At 27.9% G+C, this 17,153-nt stretch carries 24 protein-coding genes; 18 read left to right on the plus strand and 6 right to left on the minus strand.

Annotation, left to right across the window (positions count from 1 at the left end; genetic code table 11):
* Positions 1 to 2: 2 nt before the first annotated feature.
* Complete coding sequence (gene phoU / locus B9N70_RS02525) at positions 3 to 692, plus strand: phosphate signaling complex protein PhoU (RefSeq protein WP_085114238.1); 690 nt, start codon at positions 3 to 5, stop codon at positions 690 to 692.
* A complete protein-coding gene (phoB, locus tag B9N70_RS02530; protein ID WP_085114239.1) occupies positions 693 to 1,373 on the plus strand; it encodes a phosphate regulon transcriptional regulator PhoB in 681 nt (226 codons plus the stop codon).
* Here the strand turns inward: phoB and B9N70_RS02535 are convergent.
* From B9N70_RS02535 to B9N70_RS02545, 3 genes are read right to left on the minus strand one after another with little or no spacing between them, the layout of a single operon-like run.
* Positions 1,370 to 2,017: an aquaporin gene (locus tag B9N70_RS02535; RefSeq protein WP_231909421.1), complete on the minus strand. Its 648-nt coding sequence runs from the start codon at positions 2,015 to 2,017 to the stop codon at positions 1,370 to 1,372. The genes phoB and B9N70_RS02535 overlap by 4 nt on opposite strands.
* Complete coding sequence (locus B9N70_RS02540; protein WP_085114240.1) at positions 2,007 to 2,441, minus strand: arsenate reductase ArsC; 435 nt, start codon at positions 2,439 to 2,441, stop codon at positions 2,007 to 2,009. Before B9N70_RS02540 ends, B9N70_RS02535 begins: the two co-directional genes overlap by 11 nt.
* Complete coding sequence (locus tag B9N70_RS02545) at positions 2,438 to 2,662, minus strand: DUF6552 family protein (protein WP_085114241.1); 225 nt, start codon at positions 2,660 to 2,662, stop codon at positions 2,438 to 2,440. Before B9N70_RS02545 ends, B9N70_RS02540 begins: the two co-directional genes overlap by 4 nt.
* 89 nt (positions 2,663 to 2,751) lie before the next feature.
* On the opposite strand from B9N70_RS02545, the gene B9N70_RS02550 reads away from it, so the two are divergent.
* The 3 genes from B9N70_RS02550 to B9N70_RS02560 are packed head-to-tail and all read left to right on the plus strand — an operon-like array spanning position 2,752 to position 4,594.
* Complete coding sequence (locus B9N70_RS02550; RefSeq protein WP_085114242.1) at positions 2,752 to 3,117, plus strand: Fur family transcriptional regulator; 366 nt, start codon at positions 2,752 to 2,754, stop codon at positions 3,115 to 3,117.
* On the plus strand, positions 3,117 to 3,581 hold the full coding sequence (locus B9N70_RS02555) for a hypothetical protein (protein WP_231909422.1): 465 nt from the start codon (positions 3,117 to 3,119) through the stop codon (positions 3,579 to 3,581). The genes B9N70_RS02550 and B9N70_RS02555 overlap by 1 nt, the downstream gene beginning before the upstream one ends.
* A gap of 14 nt (positions 3,582 to 3,595) precedes the next feature.
* Positions 3,596 to 4,594 (plus strand): Ldh family oxidoreductase, encoded by a 999-nt coding sequence (locus B9N70_RS02560; RefSeq protein ID WP_085114243.1) that lies wholly within the window; start codon positions 3,596 to 3,598, stop codon positions 4,592 to 4,594.
* Here the strand turns inward: B9N70_RS02560 and xth are convergent.
* The gene (xth, locus tag B9N70_RS02565; RefSeq protein ID WP_085114244.1) at positions 4,586 to 5,362 is read right to left on the minus strand and encodes an exodeoxyribonuclease III; all 777 of its coding nucleotides are present in this window, start codon (positions 5,360 to 5,362) and stop codon (positions 4,586 to 4,588) included. The genes B9N70_RS02560 and xth overlap by 9 nt on opposite strands.
* Positions 5,362 to 5,679: a HesB/IscA family protein gene (locus tag B9N70_RS02570; protein WP_085114245.1), complete on the minus strand. Its 318-nt coding sequence runs from the start codon at positions 5,677 to 5,679 to the stop codon at positions 5,362 to 5,364. The genes xth and B9N70_RS02570 overlap by 1 nt, the downstream gene beginning before the upstream one ends.
* A 50-nt stretch (positions 5,680 to 5,729) precedes the next feature.
* On the opposite strand from B9N70_RS02570, the gene B9N70_RS02575 reads away from it, so the two are divergent.
* Genes B9N70_RS02575 through secF form a run of 13 tightly spaced genes read left to right on the plus strand, consistent with a single transcriptional unit; the run spans position 5,730 to position 16,532 of the window.
* Positions 5,730 to 6,848, plus strand: a complete 1,119-nt coding sequence (locus B9N70_RS02575; RefSeq protein WP_085114246.1) for a deoxyguanosinetriphosphate triphosphohydrolase — start codon at positions 5,730 to 5,732, stop codon at positions 6,846 to 6,848.
* Positions 6,845 to 8,578, plus strand: coding sequence for an arginine--tRNA ligase (argS, locus tag B9N70_RS02580; protein ID WP_085114247.1), 1,734 nt, complete (start codon positions 6,845 to 6,847; stop codon positions 8,576 to 8,578). The genes B9N70_RS02575 and argS overlap by 4 nt, the downstream gene beginning before the upstream one ends.
* Positions 8,578 to 8,841 (plus strand): hypothetical protein, encoded by a 264-nt coding sequence (locus B9N70_RS02585; protein WP_085114248.1) that lies wholly within the window; start codon positions 8,578 to 8,580, stop codon positions 8,839 to 8,841. Before argS ends, B9N70_RS02585 begins: the two co-directional genes overlap by 1 nt.
* Entirely contained in the window at positions 8,834 to 9,781 is a 948-nt protein-coding gene (locus B9N70_RS02590; protein ID WP_085114249.1) for a glycoside hydrolase family 3 N-terminal domain-containing protein, read from the plus strand. The genes B9N70_RS02585 and B9N70_RS02590 overlap by 8 nt, the downstream gene beginning before the upstream one ends.
* 9 nt (positions 9,782 to 9,790) lie before the next feature.
* Positions 9,791 to 10,528 (plus strand): segregation and condensation protein A, encoded by a 738-nt coding sequence (locus tag B9N70_RS02595; RefSeq protein ID WP_085114250.1) that lies wholly within the window; start codon positions 9,791 to 9,793, stop codon positions 10,526 to 10,528.
* Positions 10,528 to 11,226: an SMC-Scp complex subunit ScpB gene (gene scpB / locus B9N70_RS02600; protein WP_085114251.1), complete on the plus strand. Its 699-nt coding sequence runs from the start codon at positions 10,528 to 10,530 to the stop codon at positions 11,224 to 11,226. The genes B9N70_RS02595 and scpB overlap by 1 nt, the downstream gene beginning before the upstream one ends.
* A gap of 45 nt (positions 11,227 to 11,271) precedes the next feature.
* Positions 11,272 to 11,472, plus strand: a complete 201-nt coding sequence (gene tatA / locus B9N70_RS02605; protein ID WP_085114252.1) for a twin-arginine translocase TatA/TatE family subunit — start codon at positions 11,272 to 11,274, stop codon at positions 11,470 to 11,472.
* A gap of 5 nt (positions 11,473 to 11,477) precedes the next feature.
* Positions 11,478 to 11,711 (plus strand): Sec-independent protein translocase protein TatB, encoded by a 234-nt coding sequence (gene tatB, locus B9N70_RS02610; protein WP_085114253.1) that lies wholly within the window; start codon positions 11,478 to 11,480, stop codon positions 11,709 to 11,711.
* Complete coding sequence (tatC, locus tag B9N70_RS02615) at positions 11,704 to 12,474, plus strand: twin-arginine translocase subunit TatC (RefSeq protein ID WP_085114254.1); 771 nt, start codon at positions 11,704 to 11,706, stop codon at positions 12,472 to 12,474. The genes tatB and tatC overlap by 8 nt, the downstream gene beginning before the upstream one ends.
* Positions 12,467 to 13,726 carry a serine--tRNA ligase gene (gene serS / locus B9N70_RS02620; RefSeq protein ID WP_085114255.1) on the plus strand — a complete coding sequence of 420 codons (1,260 nt, stop codon included), beginning with the start codon at positions 12,467 to 12,469 and terminating at the stop codon, positions 13,724 to 13,726. The genes tatC and serS overlap by 8 nt, the downstream gene beginning before the upstream one ends.
* A gap of 54 nt (positions 13,727 to 13,780) precedes the next feature.
* Positions 13,781 to 14,068, plus strand: a complete 288-nt coding sequence (gene yajC / locus B9N70_RS02625) for a preprotein translocase subunit YajC (RefSeq protein ID WP_085114256.1) — start codon at positions 13,781 to 13,783, stop codon at positions 14,066 to 14,068.
* A gap of 20 nt (positions 14,069 to 14,088) precedes the next feature.
* Positions 14,089 to 15,642 (plus strand): protein translocase subunit SecD, encoded by a 1,554-nt coding sequence (gene secD, locus B9N70_RS02630; protein ID WP_085114257.1) that lies wholly within the window; start codon positions 14,089 to 14,091, stop codon positions 15,640 to 15,642.
* Entirely contained in the window at positions 15,642 to 16,532 is an 891-nt protein-coding gene (gene secF / locus B9N70_RS02635; RefSeq protein WP_085114258.1) for a protein translocase subunit SecF, read from the plus strand. The genes secD and secF overlap by 1 nt, the downstream gene beginning before the upstream one ends.
* On the opposite strand, the gene B9N70_RS02640 is transcribed toward secF, so the two are convergent.
* A complete protein-coding gene (locus tag B9N70_RS02640; RefSeq protein ID WP_085114259.1) occupies positions 16,529 to 17,131 on the minus strand; it encodes a urate hydroxylase PuuD in 603 nt (200 codons plus the stop codon). The two genes, secF and B9N70_RS02640, sit on opposite strands and share 4 nt — an antisense overlap.
* Positions 17,132 to 17,153 lie beyond the last annotated feature (22 nt).

Here is a 17,153-nt window from a genome sequence, read left to right on the forward strand (position 1 = left end):
ATATGAGTGAACATACAGTAAAATCATACGAAGAAGAATTAAGACACTTAATCGACTCTGTAATTAAGATGGGTAGTTTAACAGAGTCTCAAATGGCAGACTCAATGGATGCTATTATTAAAGTTGATAAAGACTCTATTGATAAGATTATTAAAAGTGATGATGAAATAAATAAATTTAGATCTAAAATTGATACTCAAATTATGACACTGCTTGTTAAAAGAGCACCAATGGCAATTGATTTAAGAGAAACTATTAGTTCGTTAAAAATTTCTCAAGATCTAGAGAGAATTGGAGATTTATCAAAAAGTAATGCAAAAAAAATAAAGCCATTACCACAAGATTTACCTGATGAATTGCTTGGTAATTTAAAAAGATTGGGAGACCTAGTTATTAAACAACTTAATGATGTTTTAGATAGTTTTGTTAATAAAGATTTTGATAAAGCAAAAGAAGTTTGGGAAAAAGATGAGCAAGTTGATGACCTTACTTATATTGCAATGGAAAGTGTGATTGATTTTTTATCAAAAGATAAAAAGAATTTAGATTTTTCTACACATCTTATTTTTGCTACTAAGAACTTAGAAAGAGCAGGAGACCACATTACTAATATTGCTGAGAACGTTTGTTATTTAGTAAAAGGTGAATATTTAAAAGGTAACAGACCAAAAGGAAAAGTTATTCAAGAATAAATGAATGGTAAAATTTTTATTATTGAAGACGAGCCTTCAATAATTCAGCTTGTTCAACATAATCTTGAAAAAGAAGGTTTCATTATTGCATCATCAGAAAACGGAAATGAAGGTTTAAAACAATTAAAAAAATTTGAACCTAATTTACTTTTGTTGGATTGGATGCTTCCTGATTTATCAGGTATAGAAATTTGCAAAAATATTAGAAAAGATAATAAATTTAAAACCTTACCAATAATAATGTTAACAGCAAAAGGTGAAGAAGAAGATAAAATAAAAGGATTAGAAAGCGGGGTTGATGATTATTTAACTAAACCGTTTAGTTACAAAGAATTACTAGCTAGAATTAAAGCTGTCCTCAGGAGATCTAATCCTAATATGGTGTCTGATAGCCTTGAATATGAGGATTTATTGTTAGATAGAATTGAAAAAAGAGTATTTAGAGATAACTCAGAAATTAAATTAGGTCCCACAGAATTTAGGTTATTAGAATTTTTTTTAACTAATCCAAAAAGAGTTTATACAAGAGATCAAATTCTAGAAAATGTATGGCCTAATAATGTAAACGTTGAAAGTAGGACTATAGATGTACATATCAGAAGATTAAGACAATCAGTAAATTTAGATAGTAAAAAGGAATTGATTAGAACTGTTAGATCTTCAGGTTATTCACTTATCTAAAATAATTTCTTTACGATTAATATTGCAATGATCATTCCAAGAAATTCTGCAATTATATAAAAAGGGGTATTTAAATAATTAATACCAGTAAAAGAATCTGTAAATGTTCTTGCAATCGCTACTGCTGGGTTTGCGAAAGATGTTGAAGAAGTAAACCAATAACCAGCCGTAATATATAAACCAACACTTGCAGCAACAGTAATTTTGCCCGATTTCATTGAACCAAAAATAATTATAATTAAACCAAGTGTTGCAACAATTTCTGATACAAAAATATAAATTCCATCTCTACTTTTTGACGATAATTCATAAATTTCATGTTCAAAGAAAAAATTAGCGAGTCCTACACCCAATAAACATCCTAATATTTGAGCTATAACGTAAGTTGGGAGTAATTTACTTTTTAAGTTGCCCGTATATGTCATCGCTATACTTACAAATGGATTAAAATGAGCACCTGAAATATCTGCAAAAACAGTAATAAGCACAAATAAACCTGCGCCAGTGGCAATTGTATTTGCTATCAATCTAATAGCTACATCTTTTGTTAATTGTTCAGCCATTAAGCCTGACCCAACAATAATCATTACCAAAAAACAGCTACCAATAAACTCTGCTAGAAAGAATTTTTGTTTATTTTTCAAAATTTATCCAATCATTGATATGTTGATTTATATTATTAAATGTTTTTGTAATAATTTCTAATTTCTGATCTTTAGATTTATCCATAAGTTTTGATACAGGATCTTCGATATCCCAATGATCTATTTGGTTTTTATTAGGCCAAATAGGGCACACTTCATTATTAGCATTGTTGCAAACGGTAATTACATGATCAATTTCAGTTTTTTCATCTATAAATTTTTGAAAGTTTTTTGAACTATAATCTTTAAGATTATATTTTTTTACATTTTCTAAATATTCTTTAATATCTTCATTTATTTTACCCGAAGGGTTACTCCCTGCACTATATGCTTTAAATGCATCACTGTGATCATTATTGATAATACTTTCTGCAATAATACTTCTCGCAGAGTTACCAGAACAAACAAACAATATACTTTTCATCCAACTATAATTTTATAAATACCAATAAAAAATAATGGAATTTGTAATCCAAAGTTAGTTAAGATCGCTTTATCTTTTGATAAAAATCCAGCAATCGTCCAACCAACAACACCCAATCCATGAAAGTATATATTAATTGGATAATAGTTTAAGTTTGTGAGTAATATTCCAGTTAACACTAGAAACGTGCTTATCCATTTTAAATATTTTCTAATAAACATTAGACTTATTTAAATAAGATTTGTTACAATTTTATTAAATATTTCTTTGTAATTTGTTGACAAAATTTATTGTTATGTTATAACATAACATGTCAAATACAGAGATAGTTTTTAATATTATAAAAAAATCATCAAAAAACCTTACTGCTTATGAGATTTTAGATAAACTACAGAAAATTAAAAAAACTCAACCTATGACGGTTTATCGAGCACTTGATAAACTGATTGAAGAAGAACGAATTCACAAAAATACTGTCAAAAAAACGTTTGTTCTTTGCAATCATGATCATGATGATGACCATAATAGTGCATTAGCTATTTGTAAAAAATGCGGAGATACTGAAGAATTAAAATCGAATCTATTTACCGAAATACTTAAAAAGAAATCACTTAAAAATTATGATTTAAGTGATTTTTCTATGCAAATAATTACAACATGCAAAGGATGTAACTAATGAAAAAAATAAGTTTTTTAACAATAAGTTTTTATATTTTAAGTTTAACTTTTCTTAGAGCAGCTGAGGGGCATTCTCATGATATTCCTGAATTTTTACATTTCATAGAAGATATAATTAAAGGTAATGATATTTATCGAGGATTTGTATTTGGATTTATACACACCTTAATTCCATTAATAGGGTTTTATACTGGCTGGAGTATAAATCGATTTTTAAAATTAGTTTCAAATGGTGCTATCGCTGGTATTGTAGGAATAGTTCTTGCTCATATTATTGCAGACTTTATTGCAGCTCTAGCAGATCCATCTTTAAAAAGTGCGGCTTTTGGAATTGTTTTAGGTGGTTTTTTACCTTTGATTGCAGTTCCTTTCTTAGAAAAATACGTTACTAAAAGTAAATATCATACAGTAGTAGGTGATCACGAAGATTTAAAAAAGGATTTGAAAAGCAAACATAAATAATATCTAATAGTTTTATGGCCAATATTGCTTTAACGTTAGATGAAATTTTTGATTTGGCTAAAAAGACCTTAGTAGCTAATGGATGTGATGATGAAACAGCTTCAATCTTAGCAGATTTAATTAGAAATGCAGAAAGAGATGGATCTGTATCTCATGGTTTATTTAGATTACCTGCTTACGTGTCTGGTTTAAAAAGTGGAAAAATAAATGGTAAGGGTAAACCAGAAGTTAAAAAAATTTCTCCATCTGTTATTAAAGTTTTAGGAAATAATTGTCTTGCACCAGTAGTCTTATCAAAAGGTCTTCCAGAATTATCAAAAGCTGCTAAAGAAAATGGTGTAGCTGTTTTAGCAATTAACAATTCTCACCATATGGCTGCTATGTGGCCTGAAACAGAAAAATTAGCAGAAGATGGATTAGTTGCTTTTGCTTGCACTTCTTATAAACCTGCTGTTGCGCCTGCAGGTGCTAGTAAAGCTTTATTTGGAACAAACCCAATTTCATTTGCTTGGCCAAGGCCTGGAAAAAAACCGGTAGTATATGATATGGCAACTGCATCCATGGCAATGGGTGAAGTTCAAGTTGCAAAAAGAGAAGGGCATAAAGTTCCTTTAGGAACAGGACTTACAAAAGAGGGTAAAGAGACAACTGACCCAGGTGAAATAGCTGATGGTGGAGTTCTACTACCATTTGGAGGTTATAAAGGGTCTGCTATTGCAATGATGGTTGAATTATTAGCTGGAGCATTAGTTGGAGATAATTTTAGTTATGAAACAGCTGCAAAAGATAACAATGATGGTGGTCCTCCTAGTGGAGGCGAATTCATACTTGCTATTTGTCCAAATAAAACATCAGGAACAGAATGGCAAAAACATGCAGAGGAATTTTTTGAAAAAATGAAGTCTATCGGTGAAGTTAGATTACCTGGTGAGAGAAGGCACAAAAATAGACTAGATACAGGACCAAGAAATATTAACGAAGATTTAGTAAAAAAAATAAAGTCTTTAAGCTAATTTAATTTCAATTGGAGTATGATCAGAAGGTTTTTCTCTTCCTCTTGGATCTTTATTAATGTTTACACTTTTGATGTGATCTAAAATTGAATTTGATGCTAAGAAATGATCAATTCGCATCCCATTATTTTTTTGCCAGGCACCTCTCATATAGTCCCAAAATGTATAACCCTCTTTATCTTCATTAAAATGACGATAAACATCATTGAAACCAAGATTAATCATCTCTCTTAACTTTTTTCTAATCTCTAAACGATAAAGAGCATCATCTTCAAAACTTTTAACGTTATAAACATCTTCTGCAGCAGGAATTATATTAAAATCACCTGCTAAAATAATATTTTCATTTTTTTTAGATAAATTTTTTAGTTGTTTAATTAAACTATCAAGCCAATTCTTTTTATAATCATATTTTTCAGTATCAACAGGGTTTCCATTTGGAGTATAAATATTAATTAATTGAATAACTTTTTTTTTAAATTCAACTTCTGCAGAAATAATTCTTGATTGTTTTAATTTATCTTTAATTAGATCTGTTCTTATGTTCTTTAATTTGTGTTTAGAAATTATTGCAACTCCATTATAGCTTTTTTGACCAAATACATGACTTTCATAATCCATTGATGAAAAATCATCATAAGGAAAATTTATATCTTCAGTTTTTATCTCCTGCATCATTAATATGTCAGGCTTATATTTTAAGAGATAGCTTTTAATATTTTCAATTCGGGCTCTAACAGAGTTAACGTTCCAAGAAGAAATGATCATTAAAGAGAGAAAGACACACCACAACCACAAGAGGATTTCGTTTGTGGATTATTAATTTTGAAAGACTCACCAATTAATTCTGAAACATAGTCAACTTCTGAGCCTTTAAGTAAATCTGCTGATGTTTTATCAATTATAATATTTTCAAAACTTAAATCATCATCATTTTTATTTTTCTCAAAAGTAAATTCGTATTGAAAACCTGAACAACCGCCCCCTTTAATAGCGATTCTAAAAAAGGAGCCTTCATCTTTTTTACTAAGCAAACTATTGATTTGTTTTAAAGCTTTATCGGTAAATTTAATTTCTTTAATCATTATTCAACACTGATAATACTAATATAATACTTAATTTTTTAATTTAAAGGATGAATAGCAAATCAAAACTTGGAAAGTTCTCTAGTGTCGGTAGATTAATACCAGAACCTTTGTCAAAATATCGTACTCCATTTCAAAGAGATCGTGACAGAATAATTCATAGCGCATCTTTTAGAAGACTAAAACATAAAACACAGGTTTTTGTAAATACAGAAGGTGATCATTATAGAACAAGAATAACTCACTCAATTGAAGTTGCTCAAATAGCAAGATCAATTTCAAGTTATCTTGGTCTAAATGATGATCTATCAGAGACCTTAAGTTTAGCCCACGATCTTGGTCATGCTCCTTTTGGTCATGCGGGAGAAGACGCCCTAAATGATTGTATGTCATCTTACGGTGGTTTTGATCATAATTTACAGACATTGCGAATTGTTATGTTTTTAGAGAATAAATATCTTAAATTTAAAGGTCTTAATTTAACAATTGAAACTTTAGAGGGTCTCCTTAAACATAATGGGCCTGTTGAGGACTTAGATTTAGTTGATACTTTGATTGGAAAAAATAGATTTAAAAATAAGATTAATTTTAAAATCTATCCTCCTTTAGAAGCTCAAATAGCTGCTATTTCTGACGACATAGCTTATAACAATCATGATATTCAGGATGGTATTAAAGCTAATTTGTTTAAACTAGAAGAATTAGTTGAGATAGGTTTTTTTAAAGATATTTACAACAAATATAAAAAAAAAATTAATAAAAAAAATTACAAAATAGCAATTCATCAGATTATAAGAGATTCGATTGATTTAATGATTAAAGATTTAATTTCAAATACAAAAAAAAATCTTAATAAATTAAATATTAAAAACCATAAGAATTTAAAATTTTCAAAAGAATTAATTGTAGATTTTTCAGATGAAATAAAATTATCAGAAAAAGAGATAAGATTATTTCTTAGAATTAAAATGTACAATAACAAAGATGTGTTAAAGAAAAACAACAAAGGAAAAAAAATAATAAATCAATTATTTAAGATGATTATTAAAAGACCTTTAAAGTTTATTGATAAACAAGATTTAAAACATGATAAATTTAGAGCTGTTTCAGATTTTATATCTAGTATGACTGATCGATATGCAATTAACCTTTACAAAAATAGTAAATGAATATCTTTAATTATTATTTAGAAAAAATCAAAATCTTGTTGAATGACCTCAATAAAGAAGGTCAAATTATTTTACCTTCATCTTTAGAAGGTATTAACGCTGAGATACCACCAGAGAAATTTAATTGTGACATATCTACAAACGTTGCAATGGTTCTTTCCAAAATAAATAGTAAATCTCCTTTTGATTTCGCTAAAAGTTTATCTGGAAAGATAAAATCATTAGATGAATATATAGATGATGTTTCAGTTGCAAAACCCGGTTTTATTAACATAAAATTAAAGCCATCTTTTTGGACTAATTTTATAAGCAGTATAATCAAAATTCCAAACACCTATGGAGTTAATGAAGAAGAAAAGAAGAATAAATACTTAGTAGAGTTTGTATCTGCTAATCCAACAGGTCCGTTGCATGTAGGTCACTGCAGAGGTGCTATTTTAGGTGATGTCATCTCAAATATATTATCTTTCAACAAACATGATGTTACAAAAGAATATTATGTTAATGATTATGGAAATCAGATAATTAATTTTACTAAATCTGTTTACTCTAGAATAAGAGAAATTAAGTTTAACGAACCATTTCCAGCTGATAATGAAGATTTGTATCCAGGTGATTATCTAATTGATTTTGCAAACAATATTATCAATTCGAATAATAACCTAAATTTTGAAAATTACGAAAAGATTTCAGCAGAACTAACAAAATTGTCTATAGCTGAAGCATTGAATTTGATTAAAAGAAACCTTAATAGTCTTGGAATAGAACACAATAATTTTGTGAGTGAAAAATCTATTGTAGATTCCAAAGAAGTTGAAAAAGTTATAGATTTTTTAACCAAAAATAATCATGTTTATAAAGGTAAAATAAAAGCTCCGAAGAGTGAAGATGATCCCAATTGGGTTGAAAGAGAACAACTTTTATTCAAATCTACAGATTTTGGAGATGATAAAGATAGAGCTCTTCAAAAATCAGATGGGTCATGGACGTATTTTGCAAGTGATGTTGCTTACCATAAAAACAAAATAGATAGAAAATATGATTATTTGATAAATATTTTAGGTGCTGATCATGCAGGATATATAAAAAGAATAACTTCTTCTGTTGATGCGTTATCAAATTCAAAAAACAAATTAATTTGTAAAGTAAGTCAATTAGTAAAACTTATTAAAGATAAAAAACCTTTTAAAATGTCAAAGAGAAAAGGGGATTATATAACTGTTGATGATTTGATTTCTGAAGTTGGAAAAGATGCTACTAGATTTATTATGCTCAATAGAAGTAGTGATGTTGAGTTAGACTTTGATTTTGATAACGTAAAAGATAAATCAAAAGAAAATCCACTTTATTACGTTCAATATTGTTATGCTCGAATATCTTCAGTATATCGTCACCTAAATATAGATTTAAACGATGATCTTAAAATATCAGTATCAAATTTTGAATATGGCTCTGATGAAATTAAGATTTTTAAAAAAATATCTGAATGGCCTAAATGTATTGATGCTGCATCAAAAAAATTAGAGCCTCATAGAATTCCAGTTTATTTGTATGAACTTGCCTCACAGTTTCATTCATATTGGAATTTAGGAAAAGATAAGCCAGAAAAAAGATTTATTAGTGAAGATAAAAAAATATCTGATGATAAATTGATTTTTTTAAAAGTTATTTCAAATGTTATACGATCAGGAATGAATATTATTGGCGTTGAAACGCCTAAAAAAATGTAATGTTAAAAGAGGTTAAATATTTAATTTTTTTATTAGTAATCACTCTTTTTATTTTTTTTACTGCTAAATATTATTTTTCAGACTCACACAAAAAAAAATCATTCCGTTCACTTGCAAACATAGATAAAAAAATTGAAAATTATTCTCAAAATTTACCTATCTTAGAGAATGATACAAAAAATATTATTGAATATGTTAAAAATACCCAAACAAAAAAAAAGAAAAAATATTATTTTTGGGAATTATTGAATAAAGATGATTAATCGAAAATCTTTTATTACTGGCATAAAAGGTAAAAAACTTACTAATCAAGAAATTCTTTTTTTAATAAAGCATAAACCATGGGGAATAATTCTTTTTACAAGAAATTTAGATAATATTAATCAGATCAAAAAACTTACATCAGATATAAAAAAAATATTTAAAGATAAAAATTATCCAATAATGATTGACCAAGAAGGGGGTAGAGTAAATAGATTAAGTAAATTAATTTCCTTAGACAATTTTACGTCTGAATATTTTGGAAATGTTTATGTTAAAAACAAAAAAGAATTTTATATCAGTTATAAATTTTTTATTGATAAAATAAGCCATCTTTTAAAAAACTTAGGTATCAATATTAATACTTTGCCTGTTCTTGACTTAAGATACAAAGGTAGTTCAAATATTATTGGTGATCGGTCTTTTTCTAGAAATCCTGAAATAGTCTCAAAAATTGGAGATTTGTGTATTAAATATTTTAAAACCAATTCAATTGGAACAATCATCAAGCATATACCAGGACATGGATTAGCTAAGGTAGATAGCCATCATTTTACTCCTGTGGTGAATAAAGATTTAGAATATTTAAAGAAAAATGATTTTAGATCATTTAATTTGAAAAAATCAATTTTTGCTATGACTGGACATGTAATCTTTAAAAAAATTGATCCTATTAATACTGTCACTCATTCAAAAAAATTAATCAAAATTATAAGAAACCAAATTGGATTTAAAAATTTGATAATTTCTGATGATATATCAATGAAAAGTTTGAAATTATCAATTGAGGATAATACTAAGAGATTATTTGAAGCTGGGTGCAATCTCGCATTGCATTGCAATGGAAATTTAAAAGAAATGACTATTGTTGCTAAAAATTCTCCAAAAGTGAACTCTTTTATAATCAAAAAAACATCAGAATTTTATAAGATTTTGAGTTAATGTTTAAACATGTTCGAATCTGATAGTCCTTTATTTGAAGTAGATGTTGAGAATTACAATGGTCCTCTTGATGTTCTTTTAGATTTAGCAAAAGCCCAAAAAGTTAATCTTGAAGAAATATCAATAACAAAATTAGCTGATCAATTTAATAATTATATTTCTAATAAGAAAGATTTAAATTTAGAAGTAGCGTCGGAATATCTTTTGATGGCAACTTGGTTAGCTTATTTGAAATCTAAATTATTATTACCAGGTACACCTGAAGAAGAATTTAAAGTTCAAGAAGTGGCTGAAAAATTGAAATTACAACTAAAAAAACTTGAATTAATACGTTTACTGTCTGAACAAATGTTAAAAAGGAAAAGATTAGGTCGTGAAATTAGAACTAGAGGAATGAAGGGAAATATAAGATCAATTTATAGCGCAGAATATAAATTAAATTTATTTGAACTTTTAAAAGCATATTCTTCGATTATCATGACCAAAGATTTTCAGAAAATGAACATACCTAAATTACCTGTATTTACTACTGAAGATGGAATTAAAACTATCAAAGATTTTTTTGGTAAATTAGTTGATTGGAAAAATTTAGAAGATTTGATACCCAGTAATTTTAAATCAGGAAAAAAGATAAAGAAAACTGGTAAAGCTGGAATTTTTGCAGGATCTTTAGAATTAGTTAAAGAAGGTAATCTTAAGATTAAACAAGATAAGTTATTTGATAATATTTATATAAAAGAAAATTAATGAACAAAAAAAAGATAGAAAAAAAAGATAATATAGTAAATTTTCCAACAAAATTATCTCCTGTAGAAAAAGAAATTGAAGCTATTATTTTTGCAGCTGCTGAACCTTTGGATCTTGAAACTATTGAAAGTAAGTTGTCTAAAAAAGTTAATATAAAAAAATCTTTAGATAAACTTCAGTTAGAATATTCTAATCGAGGCATAAATCTAGTTTGTATTTCAAAAAAATGGTCTTTTAGAACTTCTCCAAATTTATCAAATTTAATGACACAGGAAAAAACAGTAGAAAAGAAATTATCTAGAGCTGCTGTTGAAACTCTTGCTATCATTGTTTACCATCAACCTGTAACCCGTGCTGAGATTGAAGAAATTAGAGGTGTTGCTTTTGGAACTAATACTTTAGAAATTCTGATGGAGTTAAACTGGGTTAAACCAGGTGGCCGAAAAGATGTACCGGGCAAACCTATCCAGTATGTAACTACTGAGGACTTTTTGAGTCATTTTAATCTTCAAAAACTATCAGACTTACCAACAGTAGATGAATTAGGTGCTGCTGGACTGATTGATACATCGAGCGTTGATAATGCAATATTTGGTACTGGTAAATTTTACAAAGAAAAACAAGATGAAAAAAAAGAGGATATTTATTCAAATATTGATGAAATGCTCAACAGTACTTTAAATGAAGAAGATAATTAGTAAAAAGTCACTTTAAAAAAATTCTAAACAAGTTATAACTTACTTATGAGCATAGGAATTTGGCAAATAGCAATTGTTGTTATCTTGGTGGTTTTGCTTTTTGGAAGAGGTAAAATTTCAAGTTTAATGGGTGATGTTGCTAAAGGGATTAAAAGCTTTAAAAAAGGGATGGCATCTGATGTTACAGATGACACAGAACCTAAAAATATTTCCGAAAATAATCAAGATTCAAAAGATAAAGAATAAATCACATGCCTACTATTGGTTGGTTTGAGATTTTGATAGTTGTTGCGATTGCTATTATCGTTTTAGGACCAAAAGATTTTCCAATTATGTTAAAAAAAGTTGGTTCATGGATTGGAACTACAAAAAAATATATTAATAATATTCAAAGTGAAGTTTCAAATATTGATTTAGAGGATAACAGTATCCAGAAAGCAGAAATCAAAAAAGAAGATAATAAAGAAGAAAATAAAAATGCATAACGAAGATCAAGAAGGTGGTTTTGTTAGTCATTTAGCTGAGTTAAGAAAAAGATTAATTCATAGTTTTATTTTTTTGATAATTTTTTTTATTGGATGCTATGTATTTGCTGAACATTTATATGGTTTCTTAGTAGAACCTTATGCAAAGGCAGTAAGAGACGATGGGACCGAAAGACGGTTAATATTCACAGCTTTACAGGAAACATTTTTAACTTATTTAAAAGTATCTTTTTTTGCTGCATTTTTTGTAACTTGTCCCTTTATACTTATGCAAATTTGGAAATTTATTGCTCCAGGTTTATACAAACATGAAAAAACAGCAATTCTTCCTTATTTAGTATTAACACCCATCCTATTTTTTCTTGGTGGTATGCTTGTTTATTATTTAATCATGCCACTTGCTATCAAGTTTTTTTTATCTTTTGAAAGTTCTGGCTTATCAACAAATTTACCAATTCAACTTGAGGCTAAGGTTAATGAATATTTATCTTTGGTTATGAAATTAATCTTTGCTTTTGGAATAAGTTTCCAATTACCTGTTGTTTTGAGTTTGCTTGCAAGAGTTGGGGTAGTGGACTCTCATTTTCTAAAAACAAGAAGAAAATATGTTGTAGTAATAATTTTTGCAGCTGCTGCCTTATTGACACCCCCAGATCCAATCACGCAAATTGGTTTAGCTGTGCCATTATTAATATTATATGAATTATCTATTTTTTCTGTAAAATTTATTGAAAATAAAAATTTAGAAAACGAAGATGCATAATATCAAAGAAATAAGAACTGATTTTGAAAATTTTAAAAATCAATTAAAGGTTAGAAATATTGAAGTTAATATTGATGAAATTAAGAAATTAGATGAAAATAATAGAAAACTTATTCAAAAAAAAGAATCTTTAGAAAGTGAAAAAAAAGATATTTCTAAATCAAAAGATGAAAGCCTTTTTAAAAGATCTAAAGAAATATCAAAAGAATTATATGCTATCTCTAATGAACAAAAACAGATCAAATCAGAATTAGACACAATATTATCCAGTATTCCAAATATACCTCATAAGGATGTACCAATTGGTACAGATGAAAACGATAATGTTGAAATTTCCAAATCTGGAGAAATTTCAAGTTTTGATTTTAAGCCTAAGACACATTATGAATTAGGTGAAAAACTTAATATGCTTGATTTTGATCTTGCAACAAAAACTACTGGATCAAGATTTGTATTTGTTAAAGATAAATTAGCCTTACTAGAAAGAGCGTTATCAAATTTTATGTTAGACAAACATGTTTTAGCTAATGGTTATAAAGAAATTTCACCTCCACTTATTGCTTCTGAAAATACAATGTATGGTACTGGTCAATTACCTAAATTTGAAAATGATCAATTTGAAATTAAGTTTGATGAAGCATCTGATCGTAAATTTTTAATCCCCACAGCAGAAGTTATTCTGACTAATATTGTAAAAGATAAGATTGTAGATTTAAAACAATTACCTTTGAGATTTGTTGCATCTACTCCTTGTTTTCGAAAAGAAGCTGGTAGTTACGGCAAAGACACTAAAGGCATGATTAGACAACACCAATTCTATAAAGTTGAACTGGTTAGCATTGTTGAGAACGATAAATGTTTAGATGAACTTGAAAGAATGACTAATTGCGCAACAGGAATTCTAGATGATCTCGGCTTGCCTTATAGAAAAGTAATTTTATGTAGTGGTGATATGGGTTTTAGTGCTGAAAAAACTTATGATATTGAAGTTTGGCTACCATCAGAGGAAAAATATCGTGAAATTTCATCATGTTCATCTTGCTCCACATTTCAAGCAACTAGAATGAAAACTAGATATAAAAATCAAAAAAATGAAACACTTCATGTCGGAACACTAAATGGTAGTGGATTAGCAGTAGGACGAACTTTAATTGCTGTAATGGAAAATTATCAACAGAATGATGGCTCAATTCTTATTCCTGAAAAATTAAGACCGTACATGAACAATTTAGAAAAGATTGCACCTAATTAAAGTTGTTTTAATTTCTTAACTAGTATAAACAGACAACAATAATAAAGGAGTTTTATGGAAGGTTCAGGAATAGGTCAGTTTATCCCATTAATTTTAATTTTTGTAATTTTTTATTTTTTTCTTATCAGACCTCAACAAAAAAAAGTTAAAGAACATAAAACGATGGTAGAAAGTCTTAAAAGAGGTGACAAGGTTATTACATCTGGTGGTATCACTGGAACAGTTGAAAGAATTATCGATAATGACAAAGTAGAAGTTGAAATTGCAGAAAATGTCAAAGTTGAAATTGTAAAAGCAACTGGAATTCAAGGTTTACTTAATAACGTTGAAGTAAAAAAATAAGCTAAATCATTTTTGAAGGGATGTTATATTTTTCTAAGTTAAGAATTATATTAGTATCTTTATTTGTTTTATTTTTTATTACTATTACATCAAATAATATACTCAGTTCAGATAACAGATTTATAGACAAGAAGATTAACTTAGGTCTTGATTTACAAGGTGGTTCCTATCTCTTGCTTGAAATAGATAATGCTCCAGTTATAGAGCAGAAATTACAAAATACCGCAACACTAGTTAGATCTTTTTTTAAAGAAAAGAATATTCGTATTGCTAATATAGATTTAAATAATCAAAAATTAAGTTTTTCTGTAGAGGATCAATTCAAACAACAAGTAATTGATGAATTCAGAAGTGAAAATAGTGATATCAATCCATATTATCCTGTATTTAAATCTCATCAGTTTGATATTAATGAGGTTGGAGATAAACTTGAACTTAGTTTTTCTAATCAAGGTCTTGTTGAACTTAAAACATCCTCTCAAGATCAAGCGTTAGAAATAATTAGAAGAAGAATTGATGAAATTGGTACTAATGAACCAAATATTCTAAAAAGAGGGAATGATAGAGTTTTAGTTGAGTTACCAGGCTTGGATGATCCTATGAGAATAAAATCTCTGTTAGGTAAAACTGCTAATTTAACATTTAGATTTGTTTCGAATGACAATCAAGATTCATTTGGTGTTGAAAAACTTGAATATGAAGATGGTTCAAGTGAAGACTTTGTTAGTAAAAGAATTATTTTAAGTGGCGAAAATTTACTTGATGCTCAGCCTCGGATGAATAATCAAACTAATGAAACTGTAGTTTCATTTACACTGGATAGAGTGGGAGCAAAAAGATTTGGTAAAGCGACTTCATCTAATATAGGAAGACAATTAGCGATAGTTTTAGATGGTAAAATTATTAGTGCCCCAGTTATAAGAGATACGATAGCTAGTGGTAACGGACAAATAAGTGGTGGTTTTACTTTCCAATCTGCAACAGATTTAGCTTTATTATTACGATCTGGAGCCTTACCTGCACCATTAAATATCATTGAGGAAAGAACTGTTGGTCCTGATTTAGGGCAAGACTCTATAAATGCAGGAATGATTGCACTCTTAATAGGTTTTTTATTAGTAATTTTCTATATATTTTTTAAATATAAAATATTTGGTTTAATAACCAATCTTACTTTAATTATTAATTTGATAATCCTTCTTGGCGTTCTTACTTTATTTGAAGCAACTTTAACGTTACCTGGTATTGCAGGAATTATATTAACAGTTGGAATGGCAGTTGATGCAAATGTTTTGATATTTGAGAGAATTAAAGAAGAGCTGAAAAATGAAAATAATAATATTATTGCTTTTGATAGTGGTTATACAAAATCAAGAACAGCAATACTAGATGCTAATATAACAACTCTATTAGCAGCCATTATTCTATTTTTTATGGGATCAGGACCTATAAAAGGTTTTTCAGTTACATTAGGTGTTGGAATATTTACAACATTATTTTCTGTTTATTTTATAGCAAGATTATTAACGGCTATTTATGTTTCTAGAAACAAAGATAAAGAGGCTTTAATATAATGATAAGATTTAACAAATTTTACACACAGTTTAATATAATTTCAGCTCTATTAGTCCTAATTTCATTAGGATTGCTTATCTTTAAAGGGTTAAATTTTGGTATAGATTTTAAAGGTGGAACTTTAATTGAATTAAGATCTTCAGATAAAAAAATAAATGTTTCTAGTTTAAGAGATAATTTAAACCAGATGGATCTTGGTGATGTATCTGTAAAAAGATTTGGTAACGATCAAGATTATCTAATAAAATTTGAAAACAAAAATAATGTCAAGAATATTGTTGAGGAAATAAAATCTAATTTAGATAAATCTTTTGGTAATAATTTTGATTTTCGTAGAGTAGAAAATGTTGGACCAAAAGTAAGTGCTGAATTACTAAAATCAGGGATTATTGCAATAAGTGTTTCTTTAGCTTTAATGCTAATTTATATCTGGATAAGATTTGAATGGCAGTTTAGTTTGGGAGCAATTATAGCTTTATCTCATGATGTAATTATTACTTTAGGCTTATTTTCGTTATTAAGTTTAGAAATAAATTTATCAATTATTGCTGCCGTACTTACAATTGTTGGATATTCTATGAATGATACAGTTGTTATTTTTGATAGGGTTAGAGAAAATTTACGAAAATATTCTGATATTAAAATTTTTGAATTAACAAACATTTCAATTAATGAAACATTGTCTAGAACATTAATCACTTCTATCACAACATTATTAGCATTATTTGCTATATTCTTTTTTGGAGGTGAAATCCTTAAAGGATTTTCTCTTGCAATGATTTTTGGGGTTATATTCGGAACGTATTCCTCAATATATATTGCAAACACAATACTTGTTAGATTGAATGTCTCGCAAAAAACAATTCTTAAAGAAGAAGAGAAAATCTAATATAAGTTTTGAGCTGCTACCATTGTTAATAACATTGGAAGCGATAATAACGTATTTGTTCTTGAAAATAACATTGCAGTTTTTGCAGATTTTGCTTTTAAATCAGCATCACACTCAACAATACCTAAAGCTCTTTTTTGATTTGGCCAAATTACAAACCAAACGTTAATTGCCATAATTATTGCTAACCACATACCAATTCCAATTGCAGTGTGTTTAGGTATTCCTGAACCAAGACTTAATGTCATAGCATCGTGTAAATACCCATTTAAATATGCAAGTATTAGTCCTGATAAAACTGTTAAAGCTGCACCCCATCTAAAATAAAACAATGCTGCTGGAGCTATAACTTTGCCAATTGCTGGTTTTTGTTCATCTGGAATCTTAGCCATGTTAGGAATTTGAACAAAATTGAAATACCAAAGTAGACCAATCCACATTATTCCAACTACAACATGGGTATATCTTGCAAGCCAGCTATAAAAAGTTACATCAAAAACAAAACCATTATTTTGGTAAAACAAACCCAAAAACAGCACAATAGCTAAAATTACTGAAGCATGAACTGTTTTAGATAAAGATGAAAGTAAATTACTCATGATTCATAGGATTTATACATCA

Origin of the sequence: Candidatus Pelagibacter sp. HIMB1321 (assembly GCF_900177485.1) — a bacterium.
Classification (GTDB): Bacteria; Pseudomonadota; Alphaproteobacteria; order Pelagibacterales; family Pelagibacteraceae; genus Pelagibacter.

Bases quoted from the DNA above. Each gene is read 5' to 3' on its own strand.
- B9N70_RS02640 (WP_085114259.1), bottom strand. From the start codon at position 17,131: ATGAGTAATTTACTTTCATCTTTATCTAAAACAGTTCATGCTTCAGTA.
- B9N70_RS02555 (WP_231909422.1), top strand. From the start codon at position 3,117: ATGAAAAAAATAAGTTTTTTAACAATAAGTTTTTATATTTTAAGTTTA.
- serS (WP_085114255.1), top strand. From the start codon at position 12,467: ATGCATAATATCAAAGAAATAAGAACTGATTTTGAAAATTTTAAAAAT.
- B9N70_RS02560 (WP_085114243.1), top strand. From the start codon at position 3,596: ATGGCCAATATTGCTTTAACGTTAGATGAAATTTTTGATTTGGCTAAA.
- B9N70_RS02540 (WP_085114240.1), bottom strand. From the start codon at position 2,441: ATGAAAAGTATATTGTTTGTTTGTTCTGGTAACTCTGCGAGAAGTATT.
- B9N70_RS02550 (WP_085114242.1), top strand. From the start codon at position 2,752: ATGTCAAATACAGAGATAGTTTTTAATATTATAAAAAAATCATCAAAA.
- tatA (WP_085114252.1), top strand. From the start codon at position 11,272: ATGAGCATAGGAATTTGGCAAATAGCAATTGTTGTTATCTTGGTGGTT.
- B9N70_RS02575 (WP_085114246.1), top strand. From the start codon at position 5,730: ATGAATAGCAAATCAAAACTTGGAAAGTTCTCTAGTGTCGGTAGATTA.
- yajC (WP_085114256.1), top strand. From the start codon at position 13,781: ATGGAAGGTTCAGGAATAGGTCAGTTTATCCCATTAATTTTAATTTTT.
- B9N70_RS02590 (WP_085114249.1), top strand. From the start codon at position 8,834: ATGATTAATCGAAAATCTTTTATTACTGGCATAAAAGGTAAAAAACTT.
- phoB (WP_085114239.1), top strand. From the start codon at position 693: ATGAATGGTAAAATTTTTATTATTGAAGACGAGCCTTCAATAATTCAG.
- scpB (WP_085114251.1), top strand. From the start codon at position 10,528: ATGAACAAAAAAAAGATAGAAAAAAAAGATAATATAGTAAATTTTCCA.
- tatC (WP_085114254.1), top strand. From the start codon at position 11,704: ATGCATAACGAAGATCAAGAAGGTGGTTTTGTTAGTCATTTAGCTGAG.
- argS (WP_085114247.1), top strand. From the start codon at position 6,845: ATGAATATCTTTAATTATTATTTAGAAAAAATCAAAATCTTGTTGAAT.
- xth (WP_085114244.1), bottom strand. From the start codon at position 5,362: ATGATCATTTCTTCTTGGAACGTTAACTCTGTTAGAGCCCGAATTGAA.
- B9N70_RS02570 (WP_085114245.1), bottom strand. From the start codon at position 5,679: ATGATTAAAGAAATTAAATTTACCGATAAAGCTTTAAAACAAATCAAT.
- secD (WP_085114257.1), top strand. From the start codon at position 14,089: ATGTTATATTTTTCTAAGTTAAGAATTATATTAGTATCTTTATTTGTT.
- B9N70_RS02585 (WP_085114248.1), top strand. From the start codon at position 8,578: ATGTTAAAAGAGGTTAAATATTTAATTTTTTTATTAGTAATCACTCTT.
- B9N70_RS02595 (WP_085114250.1), top strand. From the start codon at position 9,791: ATGTTCGAATCTGATAGTCCTTTATTTGAAGTAGATGTTGAGAATTAC.
- phoU (WP_085114238.1), top strand. From the start codon at position 3: ATGAGTGAACATACAGTAAAATCATACGAAGAAGAATTAAGACACTTA.
- B9N70_RS02545 (WP_085114241.1), bottom strand. From the start codon at position 2,662: ATGTTTATTAGAAAATATTTAAAATGGATAAGCACGTTTCTAGTGTTA.
- secF (WP_085114258.1), top strand. From the start codon at position 15,642: ATGATAAGATTTAACAAATTTTACACACAGTTTAATATAATTTCAGCT.
- tatB (WP_085114253.1), top strand. From the start codon at position 11,478: ATGCCTACTATTGGTTGGTTTGAGATTTTGATAGTTGTTGCGATTGCT.